The sequence below is a fragment of the Streptomyces sp. NBC_00234 genome, assembly GCF_036195325.1.
GTDB lineage: Bacteria > Actinomycetota > Actinomycetes > Streptomycetales > Streptomycetaceae > Streptomyces.
The window spans coordinates 4,031,396-4,053,413 of the sequence record NZ_CP108101.1 but is presented as its reverse complement, the minus strand read 5'-3'; the positions used below and the strand labels follow the sequence as shown (position 1 = coordinate 4,053,413).

Genomic DNA, 22,018 nt, shown 5'->3' with positions numbered 1-22,018 from the left:
CACCGGCACCGGCGGCCCGTCCCAGGGCGCCACGCACCAGCCCACCGCTACGGACTCGGCGCCGGGCGGCTCGGCAGGCTCCGCGCAGTCCGCTGGTGCCACCGCTGCTCCGGCTGCCGTCCCCACCGCTGCTTCCGCACCCGAAGCCTCGCCCGGTGCCTCGCCCGGTGCCTCGCCCCTCTCCGCGATGACACCGGAGGACGAGCGCGCCGTGGAGGAGGCTCTGGCTCTGGTGGCATCGAATCGCCCGGACCACGGAGCCCGCCCGGACCACGGAGCCCGCCCGGGGGAGCAGGAGCACGCCGTCTCGCCCTCCTCCCCCGCTTCCAGCGGCTCGCCCACCCAGGCCGCCGCGCCCTCCCCGCCCTCCCAGCCCGTACGCGCCCGGCGCCACCGGACCACCTCCTGGAGCGAGGCACGGGCCCTGGCCGCGCGCGCGGGGCGCGCCGCTCCGGTCGCCGCGCACCGGCTCGCCCTCGACCGCGCGCTCGGCCACGTCCTCGCCGAGGCACTGCACGCGCTCACCGACCTGCCGTCCTTCGACACCTCCGCCATGGACGGCTGGGTCGTGGCCGGGCCCGGTCCGTGGACCGTCCGGGAAGGCGAAGGGCTCCTCGCCGGACACAGCGCCCCCGCCGGGTTGCCCGACGGTGCGGCGGTACGGATCGCCACCGGAGCCCGTATCCCGGCCGATGCCACGGCCGTCCTCCGCAGCGAGCACGCGCACGCCGACGAAGCGAAGGGGCTGCTCTTCGCGCAGCGCGAGGTCGTTCCCGGACAGGACATCAGACCGCGCGGCCAGGAGTGCCGCACCGGTGACGAACTCCTGCCCGCCGGGACGCTGGTGACCGCGCCCGTCCTCGGCCTGGCCGCCGCTGCCGGGTACGACGCGCTGGTCGCCGTTCCCCGTCCCCGCGTCGACGTCCTCGTTCTCGGCGACGAACTCCTCACCGCCGGGCTCCCGCACGACGGGCTGATCCGTGACGCGCTCGGCCCCATGCTCGGTCCCTGGCTGCGGGCGCTGGGCGCCGAGGTCGGCGAGCCCCGCCGCCTCGGCGACGACGCCGCGGCTCTGCGCCACGCCCTCACCACCTCGGACGCCGACCTCGTCGTGACCACCGGCGGTACGGCGGCCGGCCCGGTCGATCACGTCCACCCGGTCCTTGCCGAGGTCGGCGCCGAACTGCTGGTCGACGGAGTCGATGTGCGTCCCGGCCACCCCATGCTGCTGGCCCGTCTGACCGCCCAAGGGCCTTACGTCGTGGGGCTGCCGGGCAATCCCCTGGCTGCCGTCTCCGGTCTGCTCACCCTGGCCGAACCCCTGCTCCGGGGCATCGCGGGCCGTCCGGCGCAGGAGGCGTACCGGGCGTTGGTCCACGACGAGGTCCAGGGGCATCCGCACGACACCCGCCTCGTCCCCGTCGTCCATCGCGCCACGCACGAGGGCGGGTTGGACCACGTCGTCCCCCTGCACTACAACGGCCCCGCAATGCTCCGCGGTATCGCCGCTGCTGACGGACTGGCCGTTGTGCCGCCGGGCGGGGTACGGTCCGGCACCGAGGTGGAGATCCTCGATCTCCCATGGGCCTCGGCGGCGCCGTGGGCGGAAGGGTGTTTCACGTGAAACTTCCCGGCCAGGATGCGATGGCCAGGCGCGCCGACGAGCATGTCGTCCCCACCCGGGTGATGCTGCCTCGCCGGGTCATGGACCGGCCGCTGCGGCAGGTCGCCAAGCGGCTGGCGATGGCGCTGATGGTGCTGGCCACCACAGTCCTGATCGTCTACGTGGACCGTGACGAGTACCACGACAATGCCGACGGCAGCGTCGACTTCCTCGACGCCGTCTACTACGCGACGGTGACCCTCTCGACCACCGGCTACGGCGACATCGTTCCGTACGGCGACGGCGCCCGGCTCATAAACGTGCTTCTGGTGACGCCGCTGCGCGTGCTCTTCCTGATCATCCTGGTCGGCACCACCCTTGAAGTCCTCACGGAGCGGACCCGGGAGGACTTCCGGCTGAACCGTTGGAGAAGCAACTTGCGTGAACACACCGTTGTCGTCGGCTTCGGCACGAAGGGCCGCTCGGCGATCCAGACGCTGTGCAGCACGGGCCTGAAGAAGGAACAGATCGTCGTCGTCGACCCGGCCACGAAAGTGATCGAGGCCGCCAACGCCGATGGATTCGTGGGCGTGCTGGGCGATGCGACACGCAGTGATGTCCTGCTGCGCGCCGAACTCCAGAAAGCACGTCAGATCATCATCGCCACCCAGCGCGACGACACCGCGGTCCTCGTGGCCCTGACGGCGCGCCAGCTCAACCGCGGGGCGAAGATCGTCGCCGCCGTGCGTGAGGAGGAGAACGCGCCGCTGCTGCGGCAGTCCGGCGCCGATGCCGTCATCACCAGCGCCAGTGCGGCCGGGCGGCTGCTCGGTCTCTCCGTGCTCAGCCCCAGCGCGGGCACGGTCATGGAGGACCTGATCCAGCAGGGCAGCGGGCTCGACCTGGTCGAACGGCCGGTGATAAAGGCCGAGGTGGGCAAGCACGTGCGGGAGACCGAGGACCTGGTCGTCAGCGTGCTGCGGGGCCACCGGCTGCTCGGTTACGACGATCCGGCGGCCAGCCCGCTGCAACTGACGGACCGGGTGATCACGATCGTGCGGGCCTCCCCGCTCCACACCCCGCCGAGCGGTCTGCCGGGCCATCAGCCGGGCAAGCCGCTGCCGTAGGGCGGGTTCGGCGCGACCGGTCAGCCCGTCAGGCCGACCGGTCCCGTGCAGCAGATGCGGACCCGGAGGAGCCGGTGCGGAGTCCGTGCGCACCGGCCGACCGCATGCCGACGCGCGGCCCACGGAGTAGCCTCGCGGCCATGCATGCGATCACGATCCCCGAACCCGGTGGCCCCGAGGCGCTCGTATGGGCCGAGGTGCCCGATCCCGTACCCGGCGAGGGCGAGGTCCTCGTCGAGGTCGTGTCCAGCGCGGTCAACCGCGCCGATGTGCTGCAGCGCCAGGGCTTCTACAACCCGCCCCCCGGCGCTTCCCCCTATCCCGGCCTGGAGTGCGCGGGCCGCGTCGCGGCGCTCGGCCCCGGCGTCACGGGCTGGTCGGTCGGTGACGAGGTGTGCGGGCTGCTCGCGGGCGGCGGTTACGCCGAGAAGGTCGTCGTGCCGGCCGGTCAGCTCCTGCCCGTACCCGACGGCGTGGACCTGGCAACGGCGGCGGCGCTGCCCGAGGTCACGGCGACCGTCTGGTCCAACGTCTTCATGGTGGCCCATCTGCGCCCCGGCGAGACCCTGCTGGTGCACGGCGGGTCCAGCGGTATCGGCACGATGGCCATCCAGCTGGCCAAGGCGGTCGGCGCACGGGTCGCGGTGACCGCGGGCGGGCCCGAGAAGCTCGCACGCTGTGCGGAGCTCGGCGCGGACATCCTCATCGACTACCGCGAACAGGACTTCGTCGAGGAGATCCACAAGGCGACGGACGGCGCGGGCGCCGACGTCATCCTCGACATCATGGGTGCGAAGTACCTGGACCGGAACGTACGGGCGCTCGCGGTGAACGGCCGCCTCGCCATCATCGGCCTCCAGGGCGGCGTCAAGGGCGAGCTGAACCTGGGCGCACTGCTGAACAAGCGGGCCGCGGTCACGGCCACCTCCCTGCGGGGGCGTCCCCTCAACGAGAAGACGGCGATCGTCGCCGCCGTGCGCGAGCACGTCTGGCCGCTGATCGCCGGCGGGCTGGTCCGGCCGGTCGTGGACCGTATGGTGCCGATGGCGGACGCCGCGGAGGCGCACCGGGTGCTGGAATCCAGCACGCACATCGGCAAGGTGCTCCTGCTCGCGCCCGCGGCCGACTGACCCGCGCCACCCACCCAGCCCGGAAACGGCGGAGCCGGGCAGCAGACACAGGGGCCGGGGCAGCAGACACAGCGGCCCGGCACACAACCACAGGGGCCCGGCACGCAACGGCGAACGTTGTCTGCCGGGCCCCTGCGGTGTCCACGCCCGCGGTGCTTACAGGTACGGGCCGGACCGGATCGGTCCGTGCGGGTCCGAGCCGCCTTCCTCGTCCTCGTGGCCGGAGCCGGGCGGCAGGGCGCGACGCATCTGCTCCAGTTGGGCGCGCGCCGCCATCTGCTGGGCGAACAGTGCTGTCTGGATTCCGTGGAAGAGCCCCTCCAGCCAGCCGACCAGCTGGGCCTGCGCGATCCTCAGTTCGGCTTCCGAAGGCACCGACTCCTCGGTGAACGGCAGGGAGAGCCGTTCGAGCTCCTCCACCAGTTCCGGTGCCAGTCCGTCTTCGAGCTCCTTCACGGAACTCGCGTGGATCTCCTTGAGCCTGACCCGGCTCGCCTCATCGAGAGGAGCCGCCCTGACCTCCTCCAGGAGTTGCTTGATCATGCTGCCGATACGCATGACCTTCGCGGGCTGTTCGACCATTTCCGTCACCGGGACCTCGCGCGACTCGTCGCCACTGTCACCGCCGCCGATAGCCATTCCGTCCTGCCCCACTACGAGGACTTGGGGGTGCTCCTGCGACCGGTCATTCCTCGGCATCTCCATGCCGCCATTGTCTCGCACACGTGGTGTACACCACGGTGGTGCCCCCGGGAACGGATGATCCACCCCATCCGGGGGCACCGAAATCGCCGGTCGCGGAGCCGGAGCCCGGTTCGGCGGGAGGTGATCAGCCCGTCCGCCGGGACAGAACCGTCCGTGAACCGCTGAACGCGGCGGCCAGCAGTCCCGCGAACACGGGCACGATCACGGCCAGCAGCCCGATGGTCGCCCAGGGCAGCACGATCGGTGTGTACGCGGAGTCCATCGGCTGCAGCCGCATGGACTTCATGGCCTCGCGCAGATCGATCAGCCGCAGGGCCACCGCGGGCACGAGCCCGGCGGCCGTCCCCAGCAGGACACCCGTGAGCGCCACCACCACGCACTGGAACCCGGAGAGGGTGCGCCGCACGGCCGGCGGTGCGCCGACCGCGCTGAGCGTGGTCAGGTCGGCCTCCGCGTCCGCCCTGGCCAGACCGGTGGTGATCGCCGAGGCGCCCAGGGTCACCACACCGGCGAACAGGGCGAGGATCAGCAGGACGACGTCCTCGCCCCTGCCGGGCTGATTGCCGGTCATCAGGTAGGCGCCGCCTCCGGCCAGCTCGATCGCCGACGCGGTCGCCTGCTCCTCGGCGTCCGTGGGACGGTGGGCGACGGTGTACACGCTCCCGTAGTCCTGGGTGTGGAGGCCGAGCCGGTCCGCGGTCCGCTGCGGAATGATCATGCGTACGCCGGGGGTGTCGGCGTACGCGGCCGGGGCCACATGGACCGGGAGCCGGTCCACACTGCTCCGCGCCGCGCCCGGGTGCAGCTTCCGGTTCTCGGTGTCGCGGTCGTTGTACCTGTGCACGGCCTTGAGGGTGACCTCGCCGTTCTTCGCGTACGCCGGGTTGAGCAGGACCGGTGTGCCCGCCGTCAGCGCAGCCGCCGCCGCGGGGTCGGTGAGTTTCACGTACGTGGTGAGGAACGCGGCGTCACCCACCACGATCTTGGAGGAGTCCGTGCCCAGCGTGGTCATGAGGAGGAACTCGTCCACGCAGGCCGGTGAGCTCATCAGGTCCTTGTGCGCGTCGGCGGAGAGCTTCCGGGCGAGCTCCTTGGCACCCGCGCCCTTCAGCGGGCAGGCATGGCCTTTGCCGGCCGGTTTGACCAGCTCGACGGTGCCGCAGCCGTCCTCCTCGAAGTAGACGGAGCAGTCGCTGCCCGCCCAGACCCGGCCGAAGTCGGCGCGCCCACCGCTGAGGGAGAGGTGGCCCTCGGTGGCGGCCCGCGCCCGGGGGAGCTGCGGGACGCCGGAAGGGTCGTCGGCGACGAGCGCGGCCGTACCCGAGGTGAGCGAGGGCGTGTAGTCGTAGGCGTGCTCGGCCATCGTGCTGCTCGTGTACGTGGCGATGGCGACGGTGCCGGCGACGGCCGCCATCACCGCGGCGACGGCGGGCGCCGTACGTCCCCGGTTGCGGGCCGCGTCGCGCAGCGCCATCCGCGGGCTGAGCGGCAGCCGGCGGCCGAGCCGGCCGAGGAGCCCGACGAGCACCGGGATGCAGGCGAGGACGCCGAGTTCGGCGAGGACCGAGCCGCCGGCGACCAGCGTCGTATCGCCGCTGACACCGCCGTACGCGGCGATGGAGGCGCCACCCACGAGGGCGATGCCGCCGAGCACGGGCAGGGTGCGGGAGCTGCGGCGGGTGCCGCGGCGGCCGGTCAGGGACTCCAGTACGGACCGCCGGCCGGCCACGATCGCCGGGGCGAGTGCCGCCAGGATGCCGGTGACCAGGCCGATCACGGCGACGGCCAGAAGTTCGGCCGGGCGCACGGACAGTTCGCCGAAGCGGTGTCCGGTCCAGCCCTCGATGATCGGGCGGAACAGCACGGTCAGCCCGAATCCGGCGGCGACGCCGAGCACGGCTCCGACTCCGCCGAGCACCGCGCCACCGGCCAGCACCACGGCCCGGACATGGCTCCGGTCGCCGCCGCACGTACCGACCAGGCCGAGCTGCCTGCGCGAGCGGCGTGCGCCGACCGCGAAGGCCGGTCCGGCCAGCAGCACGATCTCCAGGACGGCCATGGCGACCACGGTCACCACCGCGGCGCTCAGCTCCGCCGAGGACCCGGAGTCCCAGGACGTCCCGTCGGCCATCGGCACCTCGGAGTCCGGCGGCGGGTCGAGGACGACCTGGCGGGACACCACCAGGGCGCCCAGCTCATTGGCCCGGAGCACGTCCGCCCAGGCCACGCCGGCTCCGGCCGGGCCCTCGACCAGCCACTCCGTACCGCTGGGCTGGGGCGGAAGGACCGTGTCGTCGCGGTCGGACGCGGTCTTCCACGGGCCGATGACCGCGCCGGGATCGGCGTACAGCGCCTTCTTGCCCAGCTCGTCGGGCAGTTCCACGGTGCCGGTGAGGGTGTACGTCGTACCGGGGCCGCGCACCGTGACGCGGGAGCCGATGCCGAGGCCCGCCGACGCCATGAAGGGCTCCGTGGCGGCGATCTCGTCAGGTCCGTCCGGGAACGCGCCGTCCACCAGGTCGATCTTGCCCCGGACCAGCGGGTCCGAGGTGCGCAGTTCGACGATCTCCGTGTTCGTGATGCCGTGCCGGGTGGTCACGACCGCGGGCACGGAGCGCTCGGTGAGATGGCGCGAGCCCTTCGGGAACGCGTCCGCGATCCGGACCGGCTCGGGCTCCTTCCCTCGGGAGGGGTACGAGGACTGGCCGCCCCAGGTCGTCGCGTCGGGCATCTGGTGGATCGGAAGCCCGCCCATGCCCGGGTCGCTGTACAGGGCGTCGGCCGAGCCCATCTCTGCCGTCAGCTTCTCGCCCTGGTCGGGCAGCGCGCTGCGGTACGTCACGTCAGCGGCCGTCACCCCGAGCACCGGCAGGGCGATCATCGCGACCACCAGCGCGCTGCGGCCCTTGGACCGCATGGCGTCGCGCCGGGCGATCCGGAGGGCGGCACGCCACCCCGAGAAGACGCTCACTTGGCGCCCTCGGCGGTGAGCAGCGAGTCGGCGCCCGGGACCAGTGTCTGGTCGACGATCGATCCGTCCCGGAGGAACACCACCCGGTCCGCCCAGGCCGCGTACCGCGGCTCGTGCGTCACCATCACCCCGGCCGCGCCCTGGTCGCAGCGGCTGCGCAGCAGGGCGAGGACGGACTCGCCGGTCTCGGAGTCGAGTGCCCCGGTCGGCTCGTCCGCGAGGACGAGGCGGCGGTCCCCCACCAGGGCGCGGGCGATGGCGACCCGCTGCTGCTGGCCGCCGGACATCTCGTCGGGGAACCGGTCGGCGATCTCGCCGAGGTTCATCTCCTCCAGCGCGTCGAGGGCTTCCCTGCGTGCCTTGCGGAGGGAGACGCCGTCGAGTTCGCGGGGCAGTGCGATGTTCTCGGCGGCGGTGAGGGCGGGGATGAGGTTGTAGTCCTGGAAGACGTAACCGACGCTGCGGCGGCGGAGGGCGGCGATGCCCTTGCGGCCGAGTGCGGCGATGTCCTGGCCCTCGATGACCACCTGCCCGCTGCTCGCGGTGTCGAGGCCGCCGGCCAGGGTGAGCAGGGTGGACTTGCCGGAACCGGACGGTCCCATCACGGCGACGAGCTCTCCCGTGTGGACGGACAGGTTGACCCCGCGCAGGGCGTGGACCTGGGCGATGCCGGAGCCGTGGGTGCGCGTGAGCGCTCTCAGCTCCAGGACGGGCGCGTCCACGGACAGGCCGGTGGACGGGGGCGGGACGGACGAGGACATGGTGGGCGTTCCCCCTGGGATGTTCCGGTCGGTGGTGGTCGGACGGAGCCGCGCAGGACAGCGGCGTTCGGTGATGCGGTCGGCCCGGCGTCCGTGGTCAGTGACGGGCGCGGAGCCGGGAGGCCGCCGTGCCGGAGGGGCCGCGCGGGGCGGCCTTGCCGGGCTCGGGCGCCGGGTCGGTGGCGGCGGCCTCGGCGAGGCGTACGAGACGTGATTCGCAGTGGTCCAGCCACCGGGCCTCCGCCTCGGCCTGGAAGATCAGCTGCTCCACCACGAGGAGCCAGGCGACCTCGTCCCGGTTGGCGGGGGCGGCGGTGAGGGCCTGGGCCTTCAGCCGCGTGTACTCCTGCATCGCCTTCACCGTGTGGTGGCGCTGGGCCTGGATCACCGCCCGGATGTCGACGCCCGGTGCGCCGACCGCCATGGCGAGCTTGATGGCCAGCTCGTCGCGGGGCGGGTTGCTGCGGTCGACGGGTGTCCCGAACCAGCTGTGCAGTTCGGTACGGCCGTCGTCGGTGATCGAGTAGAGCGCGTGGCCCGCGTCGTCCTCACCGTCCTGGACGACCATGCCGTCGCGCTCCAGCCGGCTGAGCGTCGTATAGACCTGGCCGACGTTCAGCGGCCAGGTGGAGCCGGTGCGCGACTCGAATTCGGTGCGGAGCTGGGAGCCGTACCGAGGCCCGCGCTCCAGGAGGGCGAGAAGCCCGTGACGGATCGACATACTCAGTATGTATACCGAGTATGTTGCTCCGGGCAAGCCTTTCAGGGGTACGGATCGGCCCCGCGCCGACTCAGCGGGCGCGGCGCATCCGGAACGCCAGGAAGCCCAGACCCAGGCCGACCAGTGCGATTCCCGCGCCGAGCGACACCTGCTGGACCTGCCGCACGGCAGGGCCGTCCATCGCCTGGGGAGCCGACCGCCCCGAGCGCGGCGACGCGCTCGGCGACACCTCGACGGGAGGCACGTCGGCCGCGTCCGGCTCCGGCTCCTCCTCTTCGAGCAGGGCGTCGGCGCGGGCGAGTTCCAGCGGCGACAGCGACCGGCCGGGCCGGGTGCGGCCCTCTCCCGCCGGCCTGCCCGCGAGGGGCGACCGGTCGGCGGAGGCGGAGGGGCTCGCCGACGAACCGGCGGGCGGGGCCGAGCTCCCGGACGGCGCCCCGGCCGGGCCGGAGGCGCCCGAGGGGTGTGCGGACGGCGTACCGGAGGCGACGGCGGACGGTGACCCGGAGGGCGGGACCGAGGGGCTCGCGGAGGGCCGGGAGGTCGGCACGGGGGCCGGCGGCGGCGTCGAGGGACGGGGCGAGGGAGCGGCCGGAGTGCCGGTTGTCGGCACGGACGACGGGCCGTCCGTGGCCGTGCCCGGCAGCTCGGCCGAACGGGGGGCGGGAGCAAGAGGTCCCCGCGCGCTCGCGTGCGCCGCCGGGGGGCCGGCCTGGCGGTGCGTCACCCCGCCGTGTGCCCGCTCTGCCGCGTACGTCCAGCTCGCGGGGCCCAGCACCGCCGCCGCTGTCACCGCAAGGCAGAGCGCGCAGCGCGACGACCGGGACCGCCGAGACGGGAGGAGTCCTGGAGCCATGCGCTCAGCGTCACACGGGCCGATATGTCCGGCATCCCGGACCGGGCGTCAGGACGCGCACCCGGCAACGCGACGGCCCGGAACGCTTGGTGCGTTCCGGGCCGTCGGACGGGGTGCCGCGTGGTCAGGCCGGGTCCCCCGTGGAGATCCTCAGTTCGAAGTGGGCACCCTGCTCGGGAATGGCCGTACCCGCGGAGGGGAACTGGTCGACGACCTGGTCCTCGGCGTAGGTGTTGCCGGGCTCGTCGATGGGCTTGATGGTCCAGCCCGCCGCCAGCGCGCAGGCGTGCGCCGACTTGTAGTCCTTGTACATGAAGTTCGGCGCCTGGACCTTCGCCGGGTCGTCCGAGTCCTCGCTCGCGTCCGTGCAGTCCTCTTCGTCCATCGTGCGGTTGCGCTCCGGCGGCTTGTGCTCGCCCGCCACCGCGGACTCCTCGGAACCCGGGTCGCCGTTCTTGCCCGTGTCCGGGTCGCCGTTCAGCGAGATGGCCGCGACCAGGCCGCCGATCGCGAGGAGCGCGACCACGATCGAACCCACGATGACGGGCATGTTCCGTTTGGAGGCACCGCCGCCGCCCTGGCCGTGCGCGCCCTGCGGGGCCATCGTGTACGGCGGCGGGGTCCCGTGCGCCGCGGGGGCGGGGGTCTGCTGGTACGCCTGCGGGTAGCCGTAGCTCGGCGCGGGCGCCGGCGTCGGAGCGCCGTACGGACCGGGCTGCTGGTACGGCTGGTGGGGCTGCGGCTGGTACGGCGTCTGCACGCTCTGCGGTGCGGGCGTGCCCTGGTCGACCGGCGGGAAGACGGCGGAGCCGACCCCCGCTCCGCTGTTCCCCGGGGCCCCGCTGCCACTGATGATCACGGGGGCGCCGGTCCGGCCGCCCGCGTTCAGTACGCGGGTGACCTCGTCCTGCATCGCCGCGGCGCTCGGGAAGCGCTCGTTCGGGTTCTTCTTCAGCGCGCGGGCGACGAGCGCGTCCATCGCGGGAGTGATCGACCGGTTGATGCTCGACGGAGCGACCGGCTCCTCCTGCACGTGCGCGTACGCGATGGCCAGCGGCGAGTCCGCGTCGAACGGAATGCGCCCGGTGAGCAGCTGGAACAGCATGATGCCGACCGAGTAGAGGTCGGACCGCGCGTCCACCCCGCGCCCCAGGGCCTGCTCGGGGGAGAGGTACTGCGGCGTACCGACGACCATGCCGGTCTGCGTCATCGACGTCACGCCCGACTGCATGGCGCGGGCGATGCCGAAGTCCATGACCTTCACGACACCGCGCTTGGTCATCATCACGTTGCCGGGCTTGATGTCGCGGTGGACCAGGCCCATCTCGTGGCTGGTCTCCAGCGCGGCCAGCACGTCGGCCGTGACCTTGAGCGCCTTCTCGGCGGGCATCGCGCCGTACTGCTGGATGTCCGACTGGAGGACGGAGCCGAGCGGCTGCCCCTCGACGTACTCCATGACGATGTACGGCATCAGCGCGCCGCCGAGCTCGTCCTCGCCGGTGTCGAAGACCGAGACGATGTTGGTGTGCTGGAGCTTCGCGACCGCCTGCGCCTCGCGGCGGAAGCGCTCGCGGAAGGACTGTTCGCGTCCCAGCTCCGTGTGCAGCGTCTTGATCGCGACCTGGCGGTCGAGCGCGGAGTCGTACGCGAGATATACGGAGGCCATCCCGCCCTCGCCGAGCAGGTCGCGCAGCTGGTACCGGCCGCCGGCGACCGAACCGCCCGCGTAGCGACCCTGAGCGCCGTGTGCGCCGTCCTGGCTCATGACTTGCTTCCCCCTCGGCGCGAAACTGATGACGTGACGCGAAGATCCGTAGTACGGGCCAAGTCTGCCCGAGGGGTACGACACGTCAAGCCAGGTGCCCGTTCCGTGACCCTACGCACAAGAAGCGTCTCGGAAGCGTTACAGGAACCGCATGGAATTTGCGTGAGCGGCACGCGAGCCGATTGGATGACCCGTCCCTCTCGGAACCGGGGTGTCTTGCAGAGCCTGTAGCGTGACGTGGCAATGCAGCAAGGCACCCGTGACACCCGCGGACGCGCGGACAGAAACGACGGCGAGGACTGATGGCACCCGGACCCGAAGCAAACGGCGGCGGAGTTTCGGATGGCACCGACTCCTGGGGCATCGGCGGTGTCGTCGGTGACGGGCGCTACCGGATGACCCACCGGCTCGGCCGGGGCGGCATGGCCGAGGTCTATGCCGCGGAGGACGTCCGTCTGGGACGCACCGTGGCGGTGAAGCTGCTCCGCTCCGACCTCGCCGAGGACCCGGTCTCCAAGGCCCGCTTCACCCGCGAGGCACAGTCCGTCGCGGGCCTCAACCACCACGCGATCGTCGCCGTGTACGACTCCGGCGAGGACGTCGTGGGCGGCCAGACCGTCCCGTACATCGTGATGGAGCTCGTCGAGGGCAACACCATCCGCGACCTCCTGCTCAACGCGGAGGCCCCGCCGCCCGAGCAGGCGCTGATCATCGTCTCGGGAGTGCTCGAAGCTCTCGCGTACTCGCACCAGCACGGCATCGTGCACCGTGACATCAAGCCCGCCAACGTGATCATCACGCACTCCGGTGCGGTCAAGGTCATGGACTTCGGCATCGCCCGTGCACTGCACGGCGCCCAGTCGACGATGACCCAGACCGGCATGGTCATGGGCACGCCCCAGTACCTCTCCCCCGAACAGGCGCTCGGCAAGGCGGTCGACCACCGCTCCGACCTGTACGCCACCGGCTGCCTGCTCTACGAACTGCTGGCCCTGCGGCCCCCGTTCACCGGTGAGACCCCGCTCTCCGTCGTCTACCAGCACGTCCAGGACATCCCGGTCCCGCCGTCCGAGGTCTCGGACGCGGTGCCGCCGGAGCTGGACGGGATGGTGATGCGCTCGCTCGCGAAGGACCCGGACGACCGGTTCCAGAGCGCCGAGGAGATGCGCGGCCTCGTCCAGTACAGCCTGCAGATGCTCCAGGTCCAGGGCGGCCACACGGGTACGTGGAACACCGGCCCGGTCATGCTGCACGAGGGCGGTCACACCTCCCCGATGGGCGCGGTGGGCGGCGGTACGGCGGCGATGGGGTACCCGACGCACGGGGACACCTCGCAGGGCCCGATCCTGCCGCCGATGAATCCGGACGACGGCGGGTACGTCGGCGGTCAGCACGGCGGCGGTGGTGGTGGCCGCGGCAAGATGTGGCTGTTCATCCTGCTCGCCCTGATCGCGATCGGTGCCGGTGTGGCCATCGCCGTCAACGCGGCGAACGACGGCGGCGGCAAGAAGAGCCCGCCGCCCGTCACCACCCCGGCCTCGCCCACCCCGTCGGAGACGACCGAGGAACCCTCCGAGGAGCCGACGGAGGAGACCGAGGCGCCGGACAGCACCACGGGCGGTCAGTGGGAGCCCACCGAGGAGCCCACCTTCACGCCGTCCCAGACGCCGAGCCAGCCCTCCAACACCCCGTCCGAGCAGCCGTCCTCCCCCGACCCGGGCACCGCGGACGGCGGCACGGGCACGGACGAGGGCACGGGCGACGACGGCGGCACGGGCGACGACGGCGGCACGGGCACCACCGAGGGCACCACCGAAGGCACCACGGAGGGCACCACCGAGGGCACGGCCGAGGGCGCGTCGACAGGGGCCGGCGAGACCGCCGGATCCGTCGCGGGCACCACCCCGTAAGGCACTCCGTACGGTCCGCGGCCCTCACTCCGTGAAGGCCGCGCACACCGCCTCGTACTCGCGCGTCCACCACACCGCCAGGGCCGACACCGCAGGGAACTGCGGGTCGGCCCTGCGGTCGTGCAGGCGGTAGCGCCAGCGCAGTATCCAGAAGTCGTTGAGCCGTTCCCACCAGACCCGGTGCACCGCCGCGGCCAGTTCCGCGGCGCCCGCCCCGGCCGCCCGGCGGTAGGCCCGCGCGTAGGCCCGCACCTTCTCCAGGTCCAGTTCCCCGGCCGGCCTGACGAAGAAGATCGCCGCGGCCCGTACCGCCTCTTCCGCGCGCGGCTGCACGCCCAGCCGGTCCCAGTCGACGATCGCGACCGGATCGGCGCCCCGGTAGAGCAGGTTCAGCGGGTGGAAGTCGCCGTGCACCCAGCCCGTGGCCGGTCCGTCCGGGGTCGGCGGCCGGCGGTGGGCGTGCCGTTCGAGCAGGGCGCGGCGCTCGACGAGGCGGTGTACGGCCAGCTCGTCGAAGGCGTCGCGGGGGCGGAGCCCGCGTGCCGCGGCCAGCAGTTCGTCGATCAGCTCGAAGGTGTCCGCGGGATCGGGGCTCCCGTACCCGGGCCGGGGCGGAAGGCCGCTGCCCGGCCCCATGACCTGCTCCAGACCGGTGTGCACGGCTCCGAGCAGGGCGCCGAGGCGCCGCGACTGGACGGTGGTCAGCTCGGCGCCCACCCGGTGGAGGCCGTCCACCCAGGGGTGCAGGGCGTAGCAGCGGCCGTCGATCACCGTGACGGTGTCACCCTCCGTGTCCGTGAGGGGAGGGGCGACGGGCACGCCGAGCGAGTGGAGCCGCTGGGTCGCCCGGTGCTGACGGACGATCGTGGCGCGGTCGCCGGTGGCGTCGTCGAGGTGGCGCTTGTCCAGGTGGTGCTTGAGGAAATACGCGCCGCGCGTGGTGGATACGCGGTATCCGTGGTTCAGGAGACCTTTGGTGAGGGGCTCGCAGGCGAGCGGCTCACCCGCCTCGGGATAGCGGCGCAGCACCTCGCCGACCGGGGGAACAGGCGGGCGGGTTACATATGAGCGCGGCACTTACCACATGTTAGATCACGCTACGTGGCCGATTCGCTGACTTGCGTGGAAGCCCAGAGTGTGCATGGTGACGAAGCGGGGTTCGAGCCGGAGATAGACCGGATCGAAGGGCTCGTCGTTCGCCGTCAGAGGCACAGGGCCGAAGAGTTTCTGCTGCTCGGAGCAGGGGCGGACGATCTCGGCGGGCCCGGTGAACTGCACGGACCAGGGATCGTCGCCGCCGTCGGCCGCGGTGTTGAAGTTGTCCGCCCCGTACGCGATGACGCTCCCGTCGCACGAGGTGTGGTGGCCGAGCCCCCGGTGCATCCGCAGGAGCACACGGCCTTCGGCCACGACGTGGCGGGCCACGGCCAGGATGGGGAGGGCTCGCATACTCGTCGCCAGGCGGCCGTACGGCACCCGGCCGAGCAGCTCGATCGCATGGAGTTCCTCAGAGGCCATGCGTCCACTGTCCGCTACAGGTAGGGGCCGGGTAAGGGTCTGCGGCCCCGGTTGACTCAGGACCAAAGTCCCGGAATCGCCCGGAGCCGCAGGGGGCGCGCGGCGGATGCGGCGGTCAGCGCCGTTCGGCCTGGAGCCGGGCCACGTAGGCCGCGGCCTGCGAGCGGCGCTCCATGCCCAGCTTGGCGAGCAGGCTGGAGACGTAGTTCTTGATCGTCTTCTCGGCCAGGTGGAGCCGCTCGCCGATCACCCGGTTCGTGAGCCCCTCCCCGATCAGGTCCAGGATCTTGCGCTCCTGGTCGGTGAGGCCGGCCAGCTTGTCGTCGCCCTTGCCGTTGGCGCCGTCGCGCAGCCGCTCCAGCACGCGGGCGGTCGCTGCCGGGTCCAGCAGGGACTTCCCGGCCGCCACGTCCCGTACCGCGTTCAGCAGCTCGTTGCCACGGATGGCCTTCAGTACGTAACCCGAGGCACCGGCCATGATCGCGTCGAAAAGTGCCTCGTCATCGGCGTACGAGGTGAGCATCAGGCACTTGATGTTCTCGTCCAGGGAGCGGACCTCGCGGCACACCTCCACCCCGCTGCCGTCCGGCAGCCGTACGTCCAGGACCGCCACATCGGGGCGGGTCGCCGGGATGCGGACCAGGGCGTCCGCTGCCGTACCCGCCTCTCCGACCACCTCGATATCGGCTTCGGAGGAGAGCAATTCATGCACTCCACGGCGGACCACTTCATGGTCGTCCAACAGAAATACGGTGATTTTTCCATCTTCGCGCACAAACGCAGTCTCACACATTCACCCCTTCCCTGCCGCCGTTGGCCGGGATAACGTGCCGTTGTTCCGGCGGCCTGCAAGGCTGTTACCAGTGCTGTGACCAGCGAGAGTTCCCGATTTTCTCGATTTACTTGGAAATCCAAGCAAAATCGCAGGTCAGAGAGGGTTTCGCAGTTATGCGATGCACTGGGTAACGTGCTTTTGACAGGGTGCTCGCCGGGGCACCTGTCACGCCTGTTCCCGGCCGAGCGGCACCCACCCCGTGCACGGGTCCGGACACAGGCGAGCCGCACTGGTTCCCGGCAGACCCCGGGGGCCGGACCGACGGAGGAGCACGCACGTGACCGTGGAGAGCACTGCCGCGCGCAAACCGCGACGCAGCAGCAAGCGGACCAGCGCCGCGAAAACACCACAGACTTCCGAGCCCCAGCTCGTACAGTTGCTGACGCCCGAGGGCGAGCGCGTCCAGCACCCGGAGTACGAGATCGACCTGACCGCGGACGAGCTCCGCGGCCTGTACCGGGACATGGTCCTGACCCGGCGCTTCGACGCCGAGGCCACGGCCCTCCAGCGCCAGGGCGAGCTGGGCCTGTGGGCCTCGCTGCTCGGCCAGGAGGCCGCGCAGATCGGCTCCGGCCGGGCGCTGCGCGACGACGACTACGTCTTCCCGACCTACCGGGAGCACGGCGTCGCCTGGTGCCGGGGTGTCGACCCGACCAATCTGCTCGGGATGTTCCGCGGTGTGAACCACGGCGGCTGGGACCCGAACACGAACAACTTCCACCTGTACACGATCGTCATCGGCTCGCAGACCCTGCACGCCACCGGCTACGCCATGGGCGTCGCCAAGGACGGTGCGGACTCGGCCGTGATCGCGTACTTCGGTGACGGGGCCTCCAGCCAGGGCGACGTCGCTGAGGCGTTCACCTTCTCGGCCGTCTACAACGCCCCCGTGGTGTTCTTCTGCCAGAACAACCAGTGGGCGATCTCCGAGCCCACCGAGCGACAGACCCGGGTACCGCTCTACCAGCGCGCCCAGGGCTTCGGCTTCCCCGGCGTCCGGGTCGACGGCAACGACGTACTCGCCTGCCTGGCCGTCACCAAGTCGGCACTGGAGCGCGCCCGCCGCGGCGAGGGCCCGACCCTCGTCGAGGCGTTCACCTACCGCATGGGCGCCCACACCACCTCCGACGACCCGACGAAGTACCGGGCGGACGAGGAGCGGGCCGCCTGGGAGGCCAAGGACCCGATCCTGCGCCTGCGGACGTACCTGGAGAAGGAGAAGGCCGCCGACGAGGCGTTCTTCACCGCGCTCGAAGAGGAGAGCGAGACCCTCGGCAAGCGCGTACGGGAAGCGGTCCGGGCCATGCCCGACCCGGACCCGATGTCGCTGTTCGAGCACGGCTACGCCGACGGGAGCAGCCTCGTCGACGAGGAGCGCGCCCAGTTCGCCGCCTACCAGGCATCGTTCGCAGACTCTGCCGAGGAGGGCAACTAGCCATGGCCGTGGAAAAGATGTCCATCGCGAAGGCGCTCAACGAGTCGCTGCGCCTCGCCCTCGACACGGACCCGAAGGTCCTCATCATGGGTGAGGACGTCGGCAAGCTGGGCGGTGTCTTCCGGATCACCGACGGGCTCCAGAAGGACTTCGGCGAGGGCCGGGTCATCGACACCCCGCTCGCCGAGTCCGGGATCGTCGGCACGGCGATCGGCATGGCCCTGCGGGGATACCGGCCGATCGTCGAGATCCAGTTCGACGGCTTCGTCTTCCCCGCGTACGACCAGATCGTCACGCAGCTGGCGAAGATGCACGCCCGTGCGCTGGGCAAGATCAAGCTGCCGGTCGTCGTGCGGATTCCGTACGGCGGCGGCATCGGCGCCGTGGAGCACCACAGCGAGTCGCCGGAGGCCCTGTTCGCGCACGTCGCCGGGCTGAAGGTGGTGTCCCCGTCCAACGCGTCCGACGCGTACTGGATGATGCAGCAGGCCGTGCAGAGCGACGACCCGATCATCTTCTTCGAGCCGAAGCGGCGCTACTGGGACAAGGGCGAGGTCGACACCGAGTCCATTCCCGGGCAGCTGCACAAGGCGACGGTGGCGCGTACGGGCACCGACCTCACGCTCGTCGCCTACGGGCCGATGGTGAAGGTCTGCCTGGAGGCAGCCGCCGCGGCGCAGGAGGAGGGCAAGTCGGTCGAGGTCCTGGACCTGCGGTCGATGTCCCCGATCGACTTCGACACGATCCAGACCTCGGTGGAGAAGACCCGCCGGCTCGTCGTCGTCCACGAGGCCCCGGTGTTCTACGGCTCGGGCGCCGAGATCGCCGCCCGCATCACGGAGCGCTGCTTCTACCATCTCGAAGCACCGGTGCTGCGCGTCGGCGGCTACCACGTCCCGTATCCGCCGGCCCGTCTCGAGGACGAGTACCTGCCGGGACTCGACCGGGTGCTCGACGCCGTCGACCGCTCGCTGGCGTACTGAGGAGAGGGTTCGTGACGACGATGACCGAAACGTCTGCTCGCTTCCGTGAGTTCAAGATGCCCGATGTGGGCGAAGGACTGACCGAGGCGGAAATCCTCAAGTGGTACGTCCAGCCCGGCGACACCGTCACCGACGGCCAGGTCGTGTGCGAGGTCGAGACGGCCAAGGCAGCCGTGGAGCTGCCGATCCCGTTCGACGGGGTCGTGCACGAGCTGCGCTTCCCCGAGGGCACGACCGTCGATGTCGGCCAGGTGATCATCGCGGTGGACGTGGCGCCGGGCAGCGGCGACGCGGCCCCCGCCCCGGTGGCGGAGCCCGTGGCGGCCGCGCAGCCGGCCGCCGAGGACGAGGCGCCGAAGGGCCGCCAGCCGGTCCTGGTGGGCTACGGCGTGGCCGAGTCCTCCACGAAGCGGCGCCCGCGCAAGGGCGCCGAGGCGCCGGTGCAGGCAGCCGCGGCGATACAGGGTGAGCTCAACGGCCACGGCGGCGTGGCCCCCGAGAGCCGCCCGCTCGCCAAGCCGCCGGTCCGCAAGCTGGCCAAGGACCTGGGCATCGACCTGGCGACGGTGACGCCGACCGGCAAGGACGGCATCATCACCCGCGAGGACGTCCACGCGGCGGCTGCCCCGGTGGCGGCGCCCGTCGTGGCCCAGCCCGTGGCGTCGGCGCCGGTGGCTCCCGCCGTCGAGGTCGTCCCGGGTGCCCGGGAGACGCGTATCCCGGTCAAGGGCGTACGCAAGGCCATCGCGCAGGCGATGGTGGGCAGTGCCTTCACGGCTCCGCACGTCACCGAGTTCGTGACCGTCGACGTGACGCGCACGATGAAGCTCGTGGCGGAACTCAAGGAGGACAAGGACATGGCGGGGGTGCGGGTCAACCCGCTCCTGATCATCGCCAAGGCCCTCCTGGTCGCGATCAAGCGGAACCCGGACGTCAACGCCGCCTGGGACGAGGCCAACCAGGAGATCGTCCAGAAGCACTACGTGAATCTGGGGATCGCCGCGGCCACGCCGCGCGGTCTGATCGTGCCGAACATCAAGGACGCGCACGAGCAGACCCTGCCCCAGCTCGCCGCCTCGCTGGGCGAACTGGTCTCCACCGCGCGCGAGGGCAAGACGTCCCCCGCGGCGATGGCGGGCGGCACGGTGACGATCACCAACGTCGGTGTCTTCGGCGTCGACACGGGAACGCCGATCCTGAACCCGGGCGAGTCCGCGATCCTCGCGGTCGGTGCGATCAAGCTCCAGCCCTGGGTCCACAAGGGCAAGGTGAAGCCCCGCCAGGTCACCACGCTGGCGCTGTCGTTCGACCACCGCCTGGTCGACGGCGAGCTCGGCTCCAAGGTCCTCGCGGATGTCGCCGCGGTCCTGGAGCAGCCGAAGCGGCTGATCACCTGGGCCTGATTACCTGGGCCCGACAGACAGAAGGGTGCGGTCACCGTTGGTGGCCGCACCCTTCTGCTCGTGTTCGGCTGCTTCTGTCCGGTGCCGGATCAGTCGCGCTGCGCGCCCTGGGGCAGCGTACGCAGCTGCATGGTCGTCGCGGTGGAGGAACCGAAGCCGTAGTCCAGCAGCTTGGCCGCGTCGTTGTAGCGGTCGGTGCCGTTCAGGATGACGCCGACGTACGTCTTGTCGCCCCGGGTGGCGGCGAAGATGAGGCAGGGACCTGCCGCCGTGCCGGAGCCGGTCTTGATGCCGACGGCGCCGCTGTAGGAGCCGAGCAGCTTGTTGGTGTTGTACCAGGTGTACGTGCGAGTGGCGCCGGTGCTGGTCGTCACGGGGGTGACGTACTTGGTGGTGGCCATGATGCCGCGCAGCGTCGAGCCCCGCATCGCGTAGCTGGCGAGCTGTGCGAGGTCGCGCGGGGTCGAGAGGTTGTTCCCGGTCGACGAAATGCCGTCGAACGAGTCGAACGTGGTGTTGGTCATCCCGAGCGAGGCGGCCTTCTTGTTCATCTGACCGATGAACTGCTTCGTCCGGGCAGCCCGGGTGGTGCCCACGCCGTAGGCGTCGGCGAGCGCGTACGCCGCGTCACAGCCGGACGGAAGCATCAGAGCGTGCAGCAGCTGACGGACCGTGGGCTTGTCACCGGTCTTCAGGTCCGCTGTGCTGGCGCCCTTGGCCGTGACGTAGTCGCGGTAGGTCTGCGAGATGGTCACCTTGCGGCTCAGATCGACGCCGGGGGTGTTGAGCACCACGGCGGCGGTCATGACCTTGGTGGTGCTGGCCATCTGTCGCTTGATGTCGGCGGCCTTGCCGTACTTCTTGGCGCCCGTTGTCCTGTCCTGCAGGAACGCACCCTTGGCGCTGAGCGTCGGCAGGGGGACAGCGGCCTGGGCAGACGTCATGAGAGGCGTGACCGCCAGCATCACGCCACCGGATACGACGGCTGCGACGACAGCGTTGCGCAGGCGCTTGCTGCGGGCCTTGTGACCAGCCTTGGGGCGGGCCTTGTGGCTCGATATCAATGAACGCTCCGAGTTCGCGAATGCATTGAGAGGGACCGGGGTGTGAGGGGGGTCCCCACACGAGACTCATGAGCGGCCCGCAAGGATGTACGCAGACATGGCAAAAACTCTGTCAGCCTCGTCCTGCCGTTCGACCAACGCCTGGGAGGGCGGTCACCGCCGTGGCCGCCCTCCCGTATTCCGTAGACCCGTGATGCGTGGATCCGTACAGGTCCTACAGCTTGAAGCCGTAGTCCATGAGCTTCTTCGCGTCCGCGGTCCTGTTCGCCTCGGACGAGGAGGTGAGGACCGTACCGATGACGGTCTTGCCGTTACGGGTCGCGGCGAAGACCAGGCAGTACTTGGCCGTCGGGCCGGAGCCGGTCTTCACGCCGATGGCACCGCTGTAGGTGCTGAGCATCTTGTTGGTGTTGGTCCACGCCATGTAGCGGTATCCGCCGCTCTTCGTGGTCACCTTCTGCTTCGTCGACTTGGTCTTGACGATCGCGCGGAAGGTGGAGCTCTTCATCGCGCTGCTGGCGATCTTCGTCAGGTCGCGCGGGGTGGAGTAGTTGTTCCCACTCCCTATGCCGTCGAACGAGTCGAACTTCGTGTTCTTCAGGCCGAGGCTCTTGGCGGTGGCGTTCATCTTGCCGATGAACGACTTCACGCGGGCGCCGCGCGTGGTGCCGGAGCCGAACTTGTCGGCGAGGGCGTACGCGGCGTCGCAGCCGGACGGCAGCATGAGCCCGTACAGGAGCTGTCGGACGGTGACCTTGTCACCGACGATCAGCCGGGCCGACGAGGCGCCCTTGGAGACGATGTAGTCGCTGTACGCCTTCTGGATCGTCACCTTGGAATCCAGGTTCAGATTCTTCTGCGACAGCACCACCTTGGCGGTCATGATCTTGGTGGTCGAGCCGGTGGAGCGGCGCGTGTCCGCTGCCTTGGTGAAGAGGGTCTTGCCGGTGCCGTTGTTCATCACGAAGCCGCCCTTGGCGACGATCGTGGGCTTCGGCGGTGCGGCTGCCTGGGCCTGCGTGGCGAAGGCGCTGCCCGCGAGAACGGCGCCGGCGGTGAGGGCCACGGTGGCAGTGGCGGTTGCACGATGTCTGCGCGTCATGCCGATTTTCAACTGAACGCTCCAAATACCCCTATATGCGGCTACATAACGGTGCCGCTCGGTGGTGAGACTCCTGGAGGGGGGCGATGGATGTACGGCAACGGGAGTGAATTCAGGGGAATTTCGGAG

Annotated in this window: 18 protein-coding genes; 7 read left to right on the top strand and 11 right to left on the bottom strand. The window is 71.0% G+C overall.

The genetic code is table 11. The annotated features are described in order from the left end of the window. Nucleotides 1–187 precede the first annotated feature (187 nt). From OG230_RS17655 to OG230_RS17645, 3 genes are all read left to right on the top strand, one after another. Nucleotides 188–1,624 (top strand): molybdopterin molybdotransferase MoeA, encoded by a 1,437-nt coding sequence (locus OG230_RS17655; protein WP_443051592.1) that lies wholly within the window; start codon nt 188–190, stop codon nt 1,622–1,624. Then, on the top strand, nt 1,582–2,730 hold the full coding sequence (locus OG230_RS17650) for a potassium channel family protein (protein ID WP_328911195.1): 1,149 nt from the start codon (nt 1,582–1,584) through the stop codon (nt 2,728–2,730). The genes OG230_RS17655 and OG230_RS17650 overlap by 43 nt, the downstream gene beginning before the upstream one ends. Nucleotides 2,731–2,870: 140 nt before the next feature. Next, nucleotides 2,871–3,860, top strand: a complete 990-nt coding sequence (locus OG230_RS17645; RefSeq protein WP_328911194.1) for an NAD(P)H-quinone oxidoreductase — start codon at nt 2,871–2,873, stop codon at nt 3,858–3,860. A gap of 156 nt (nt 3,861–4,016) precedes the next feature. On the opposite strand, the gene OG230_RS17640 is transcribed toward OG230_RS17645, so the two are convergent. The 6 genes from OG230_RS17640 to OG230_RS17615 form a co-directional block, all read right to left on the bottom strand. Continuing rightward, nucleotides 4,017–4,565: a bacterial proteasome activator family protein gene (locus OG230_RS17640; protein ID WP_328911193.1), complete on the bottom strand. Its 549-nt coding sequence runs from the start codon at nt 4,563–4,565 to the stop codon at nt 4,017–4,019. A gap of 124 nt (nt 4,566–4,689) precedes the next feature. Beyond that, the gene (locus OG230_RS17635; protein WP_328911192.1) at nt 4,690–7,536 is read right to left on the bottom strand and encodes an FtsX-like permease family protein; all 2,847 of its coding nucleotides are present in this window, start codon (nt 7,534–7,536) and stop codon (nt 4,690–4,692) included. Then, nucleotides 7,533–8,297 (bottom strand): ABC transporter ATP-binding protein, encoded by a 765-nt coding sequence (locus OG230_RS17630; RefSeq protein ID WP_328911191.1) that lies wholly within the window; start codon nt 8,295–8,297, stop codon nt 7,533–7,535. Before OG230_RS17630 ends, OG230_RS17635 begins: the two co-directional genes overlap by 4 nt. 97 nt (nt 8,298–8,394) lie before the next feature. After that, on the bottom strand, nt 8,395–9,018 hold the full coding sequence (locus OG230_RS17625) for a PadR family transcriptional regulator (RefSeq protein ID WP_328911190.1): 624 nt from the start codon (nt 9,016–9,018) through the stop codon (nt 8,395–8,397). A gap of 70 nt (nt 9,019–9,088) precedes the next feature. Then, nucleotides 9,089–9,874, bottom strand: a complete 786-nt coding sequence (locus OG230_RS17620) for a hypothetical protein (protein ID WP_328911189.1) — start codon at nt 9,872–9,874, stop codon at nt 9,089–9,091. Nucleotides 9,875–9,998: 124 nt separating this feature from the next. Next, complete coding sequence (locus OG230_RS17615; protein WP_328911188.1) at nt 9,999–11,639, bottom strand: protein kinase domain-containing protein; 1,641 nt, start codon at nt 11,637–11,639, stop codon at nt 9,999–10,001. Between the two features lie 302 nt (nt 11,640–11,941). Here OG230_RS17615 and OG230_RS17610 point away from each other — a divergent pair, with 302 nt between their 5' ends. Beyond that, nucleotides 11,942–13,549, top strand: a complete 1,608-nt coding sequence (locus OG230_RS17610; RefSeq protein WP_328911187.1) for a protein kinase domain-containing protein — start codon at nt 11,942–11,944, stop codon at nt 13,547–13,549. 24 nt (nt 13,550–13,573) lie between these two features. Here OG230_RS17610 and OG230_RS17605 read toward each other — a convergent pair whose 3' ends face one another. The 3 genes from OG230_RS17605 to OG230_RS17595 all read right to left on the bottom strand — a co-directional run bounded on the left by OG230_RS17605 (nt 13,574) and on the right by OG230_RS17595 (nt 15,842). Further along, nucleotides 13,574–14,578, bottom strand: coding sequence for a phosphotransferase (locus tag OG230_RS17605; RefSeq protein ID WP_328911431.1), 1,005 nt, complete (start codon nt 14,576–14,578; stop codon nt 13,574–13,576). A gap of 63 nt (nt 14,579–14,641) precedes the next feature. Next, on the bottom strand, nt 14,642–15,067 hold the full coding sequence (locus OG230_RS17600; RefSeq protein WP_328911186.1) for a pyridoxamine 5'-phosphate oxidase family protein: 426 nt from the start codon (nt 15,065–15,067) through the stop codon (nt 14,642–14,644). Between the two features lie 115 nt (nt 15,068–15,182). Beyond that, entirely contained in the window at nt 15,183–15,842 is a 660-nt protein-coding gene (locus OG230_RS17595; RefSeq protein ID WP_328911185.1) for a response regulator transcription factor, read from the bottom strand. Between the two features lie 337 nt (nt 15,843–16,179). Between OG230_RS17595 and pdhA the strand changes: the two genes are divergently transcribed. The 3 genes from pdhA to OG230_RS17580 are packed head-to-tail and all read left to right on the top strand — an operon-like array spanning nt 16,180 to nt 19,723. Continuing rightward, nucleotides 16,180–17,337 (top strand): pyruvate dehydrogenase (acetyl-transferring) E1 component subunit alpha, encoded by a 1,158-nt coding sequence (gene pdhA / locus OG230_RS17590; protein ID WP_328911184.1) that lies wholly within the window; start codon nt 16,180–16,182, stop codon nt 17,335–17,337. A gap of 2 nt (nt 17,338–17,339) precedes the next feature. Beyond that, complete coding sequence (locus OG230_RS17585) at nt 17,340–18,320, top strand: alpha-ketoacid dehydrogenase subunit beta (RefSeq protein ID WP_328911183.1); 981 nt, start codon at nt 17,340–17,342, stop codon at nt 18,318–18,320. An 11-nt stretch (nt 18,321–18,331) separates the two neighbouring features. Further along, complete coding sequence (locus OG230_RS17580) at nt 18,332–19,723, top strand: dihydrolipoamide acetyltransferase family protein (RefSeq protein ID WP_328911182.1); 1,392 nt, start codon at nt 18,332–18,334, stop codon at nt 19,721–19,723. An 89-nt stretch (nt 19,724–19,812) separates the two neighbouring features. Here the strand turns inward: OG230_RS17580 and OG230_RS17575 are convergent, their stop codons facing one another. Together OG230_RS17575 and OG230_RS17570 are read right to left on the bottom strand one after the other, a co-directional pair. After that, nucleotides 19,813–20,688, bottom strand: a complete 876-nt coding sequence (locus OG230_RS17575; RefSeq protein ID WP_328911430.1) for a D-alanyl-D-alanine carboxypeptidase family protein — start codon at nt 20,686–20,688, stop codon at nt 19,813–19,815. A gap of 313 nt (nt 20,689–21,001) precedes the next feature. After that, entirely contained in the window at nt 21,002–21,889 is an 888-nt protein-coding gene (locus OG230_RS17570; protein ID WP_443051568.1) for a D-alanyl-D-alanine carboxypeptidase family protein, read from the bottom strand. Nucleotides 21,890–22,018: the final 129 nt, after the last annotated feature.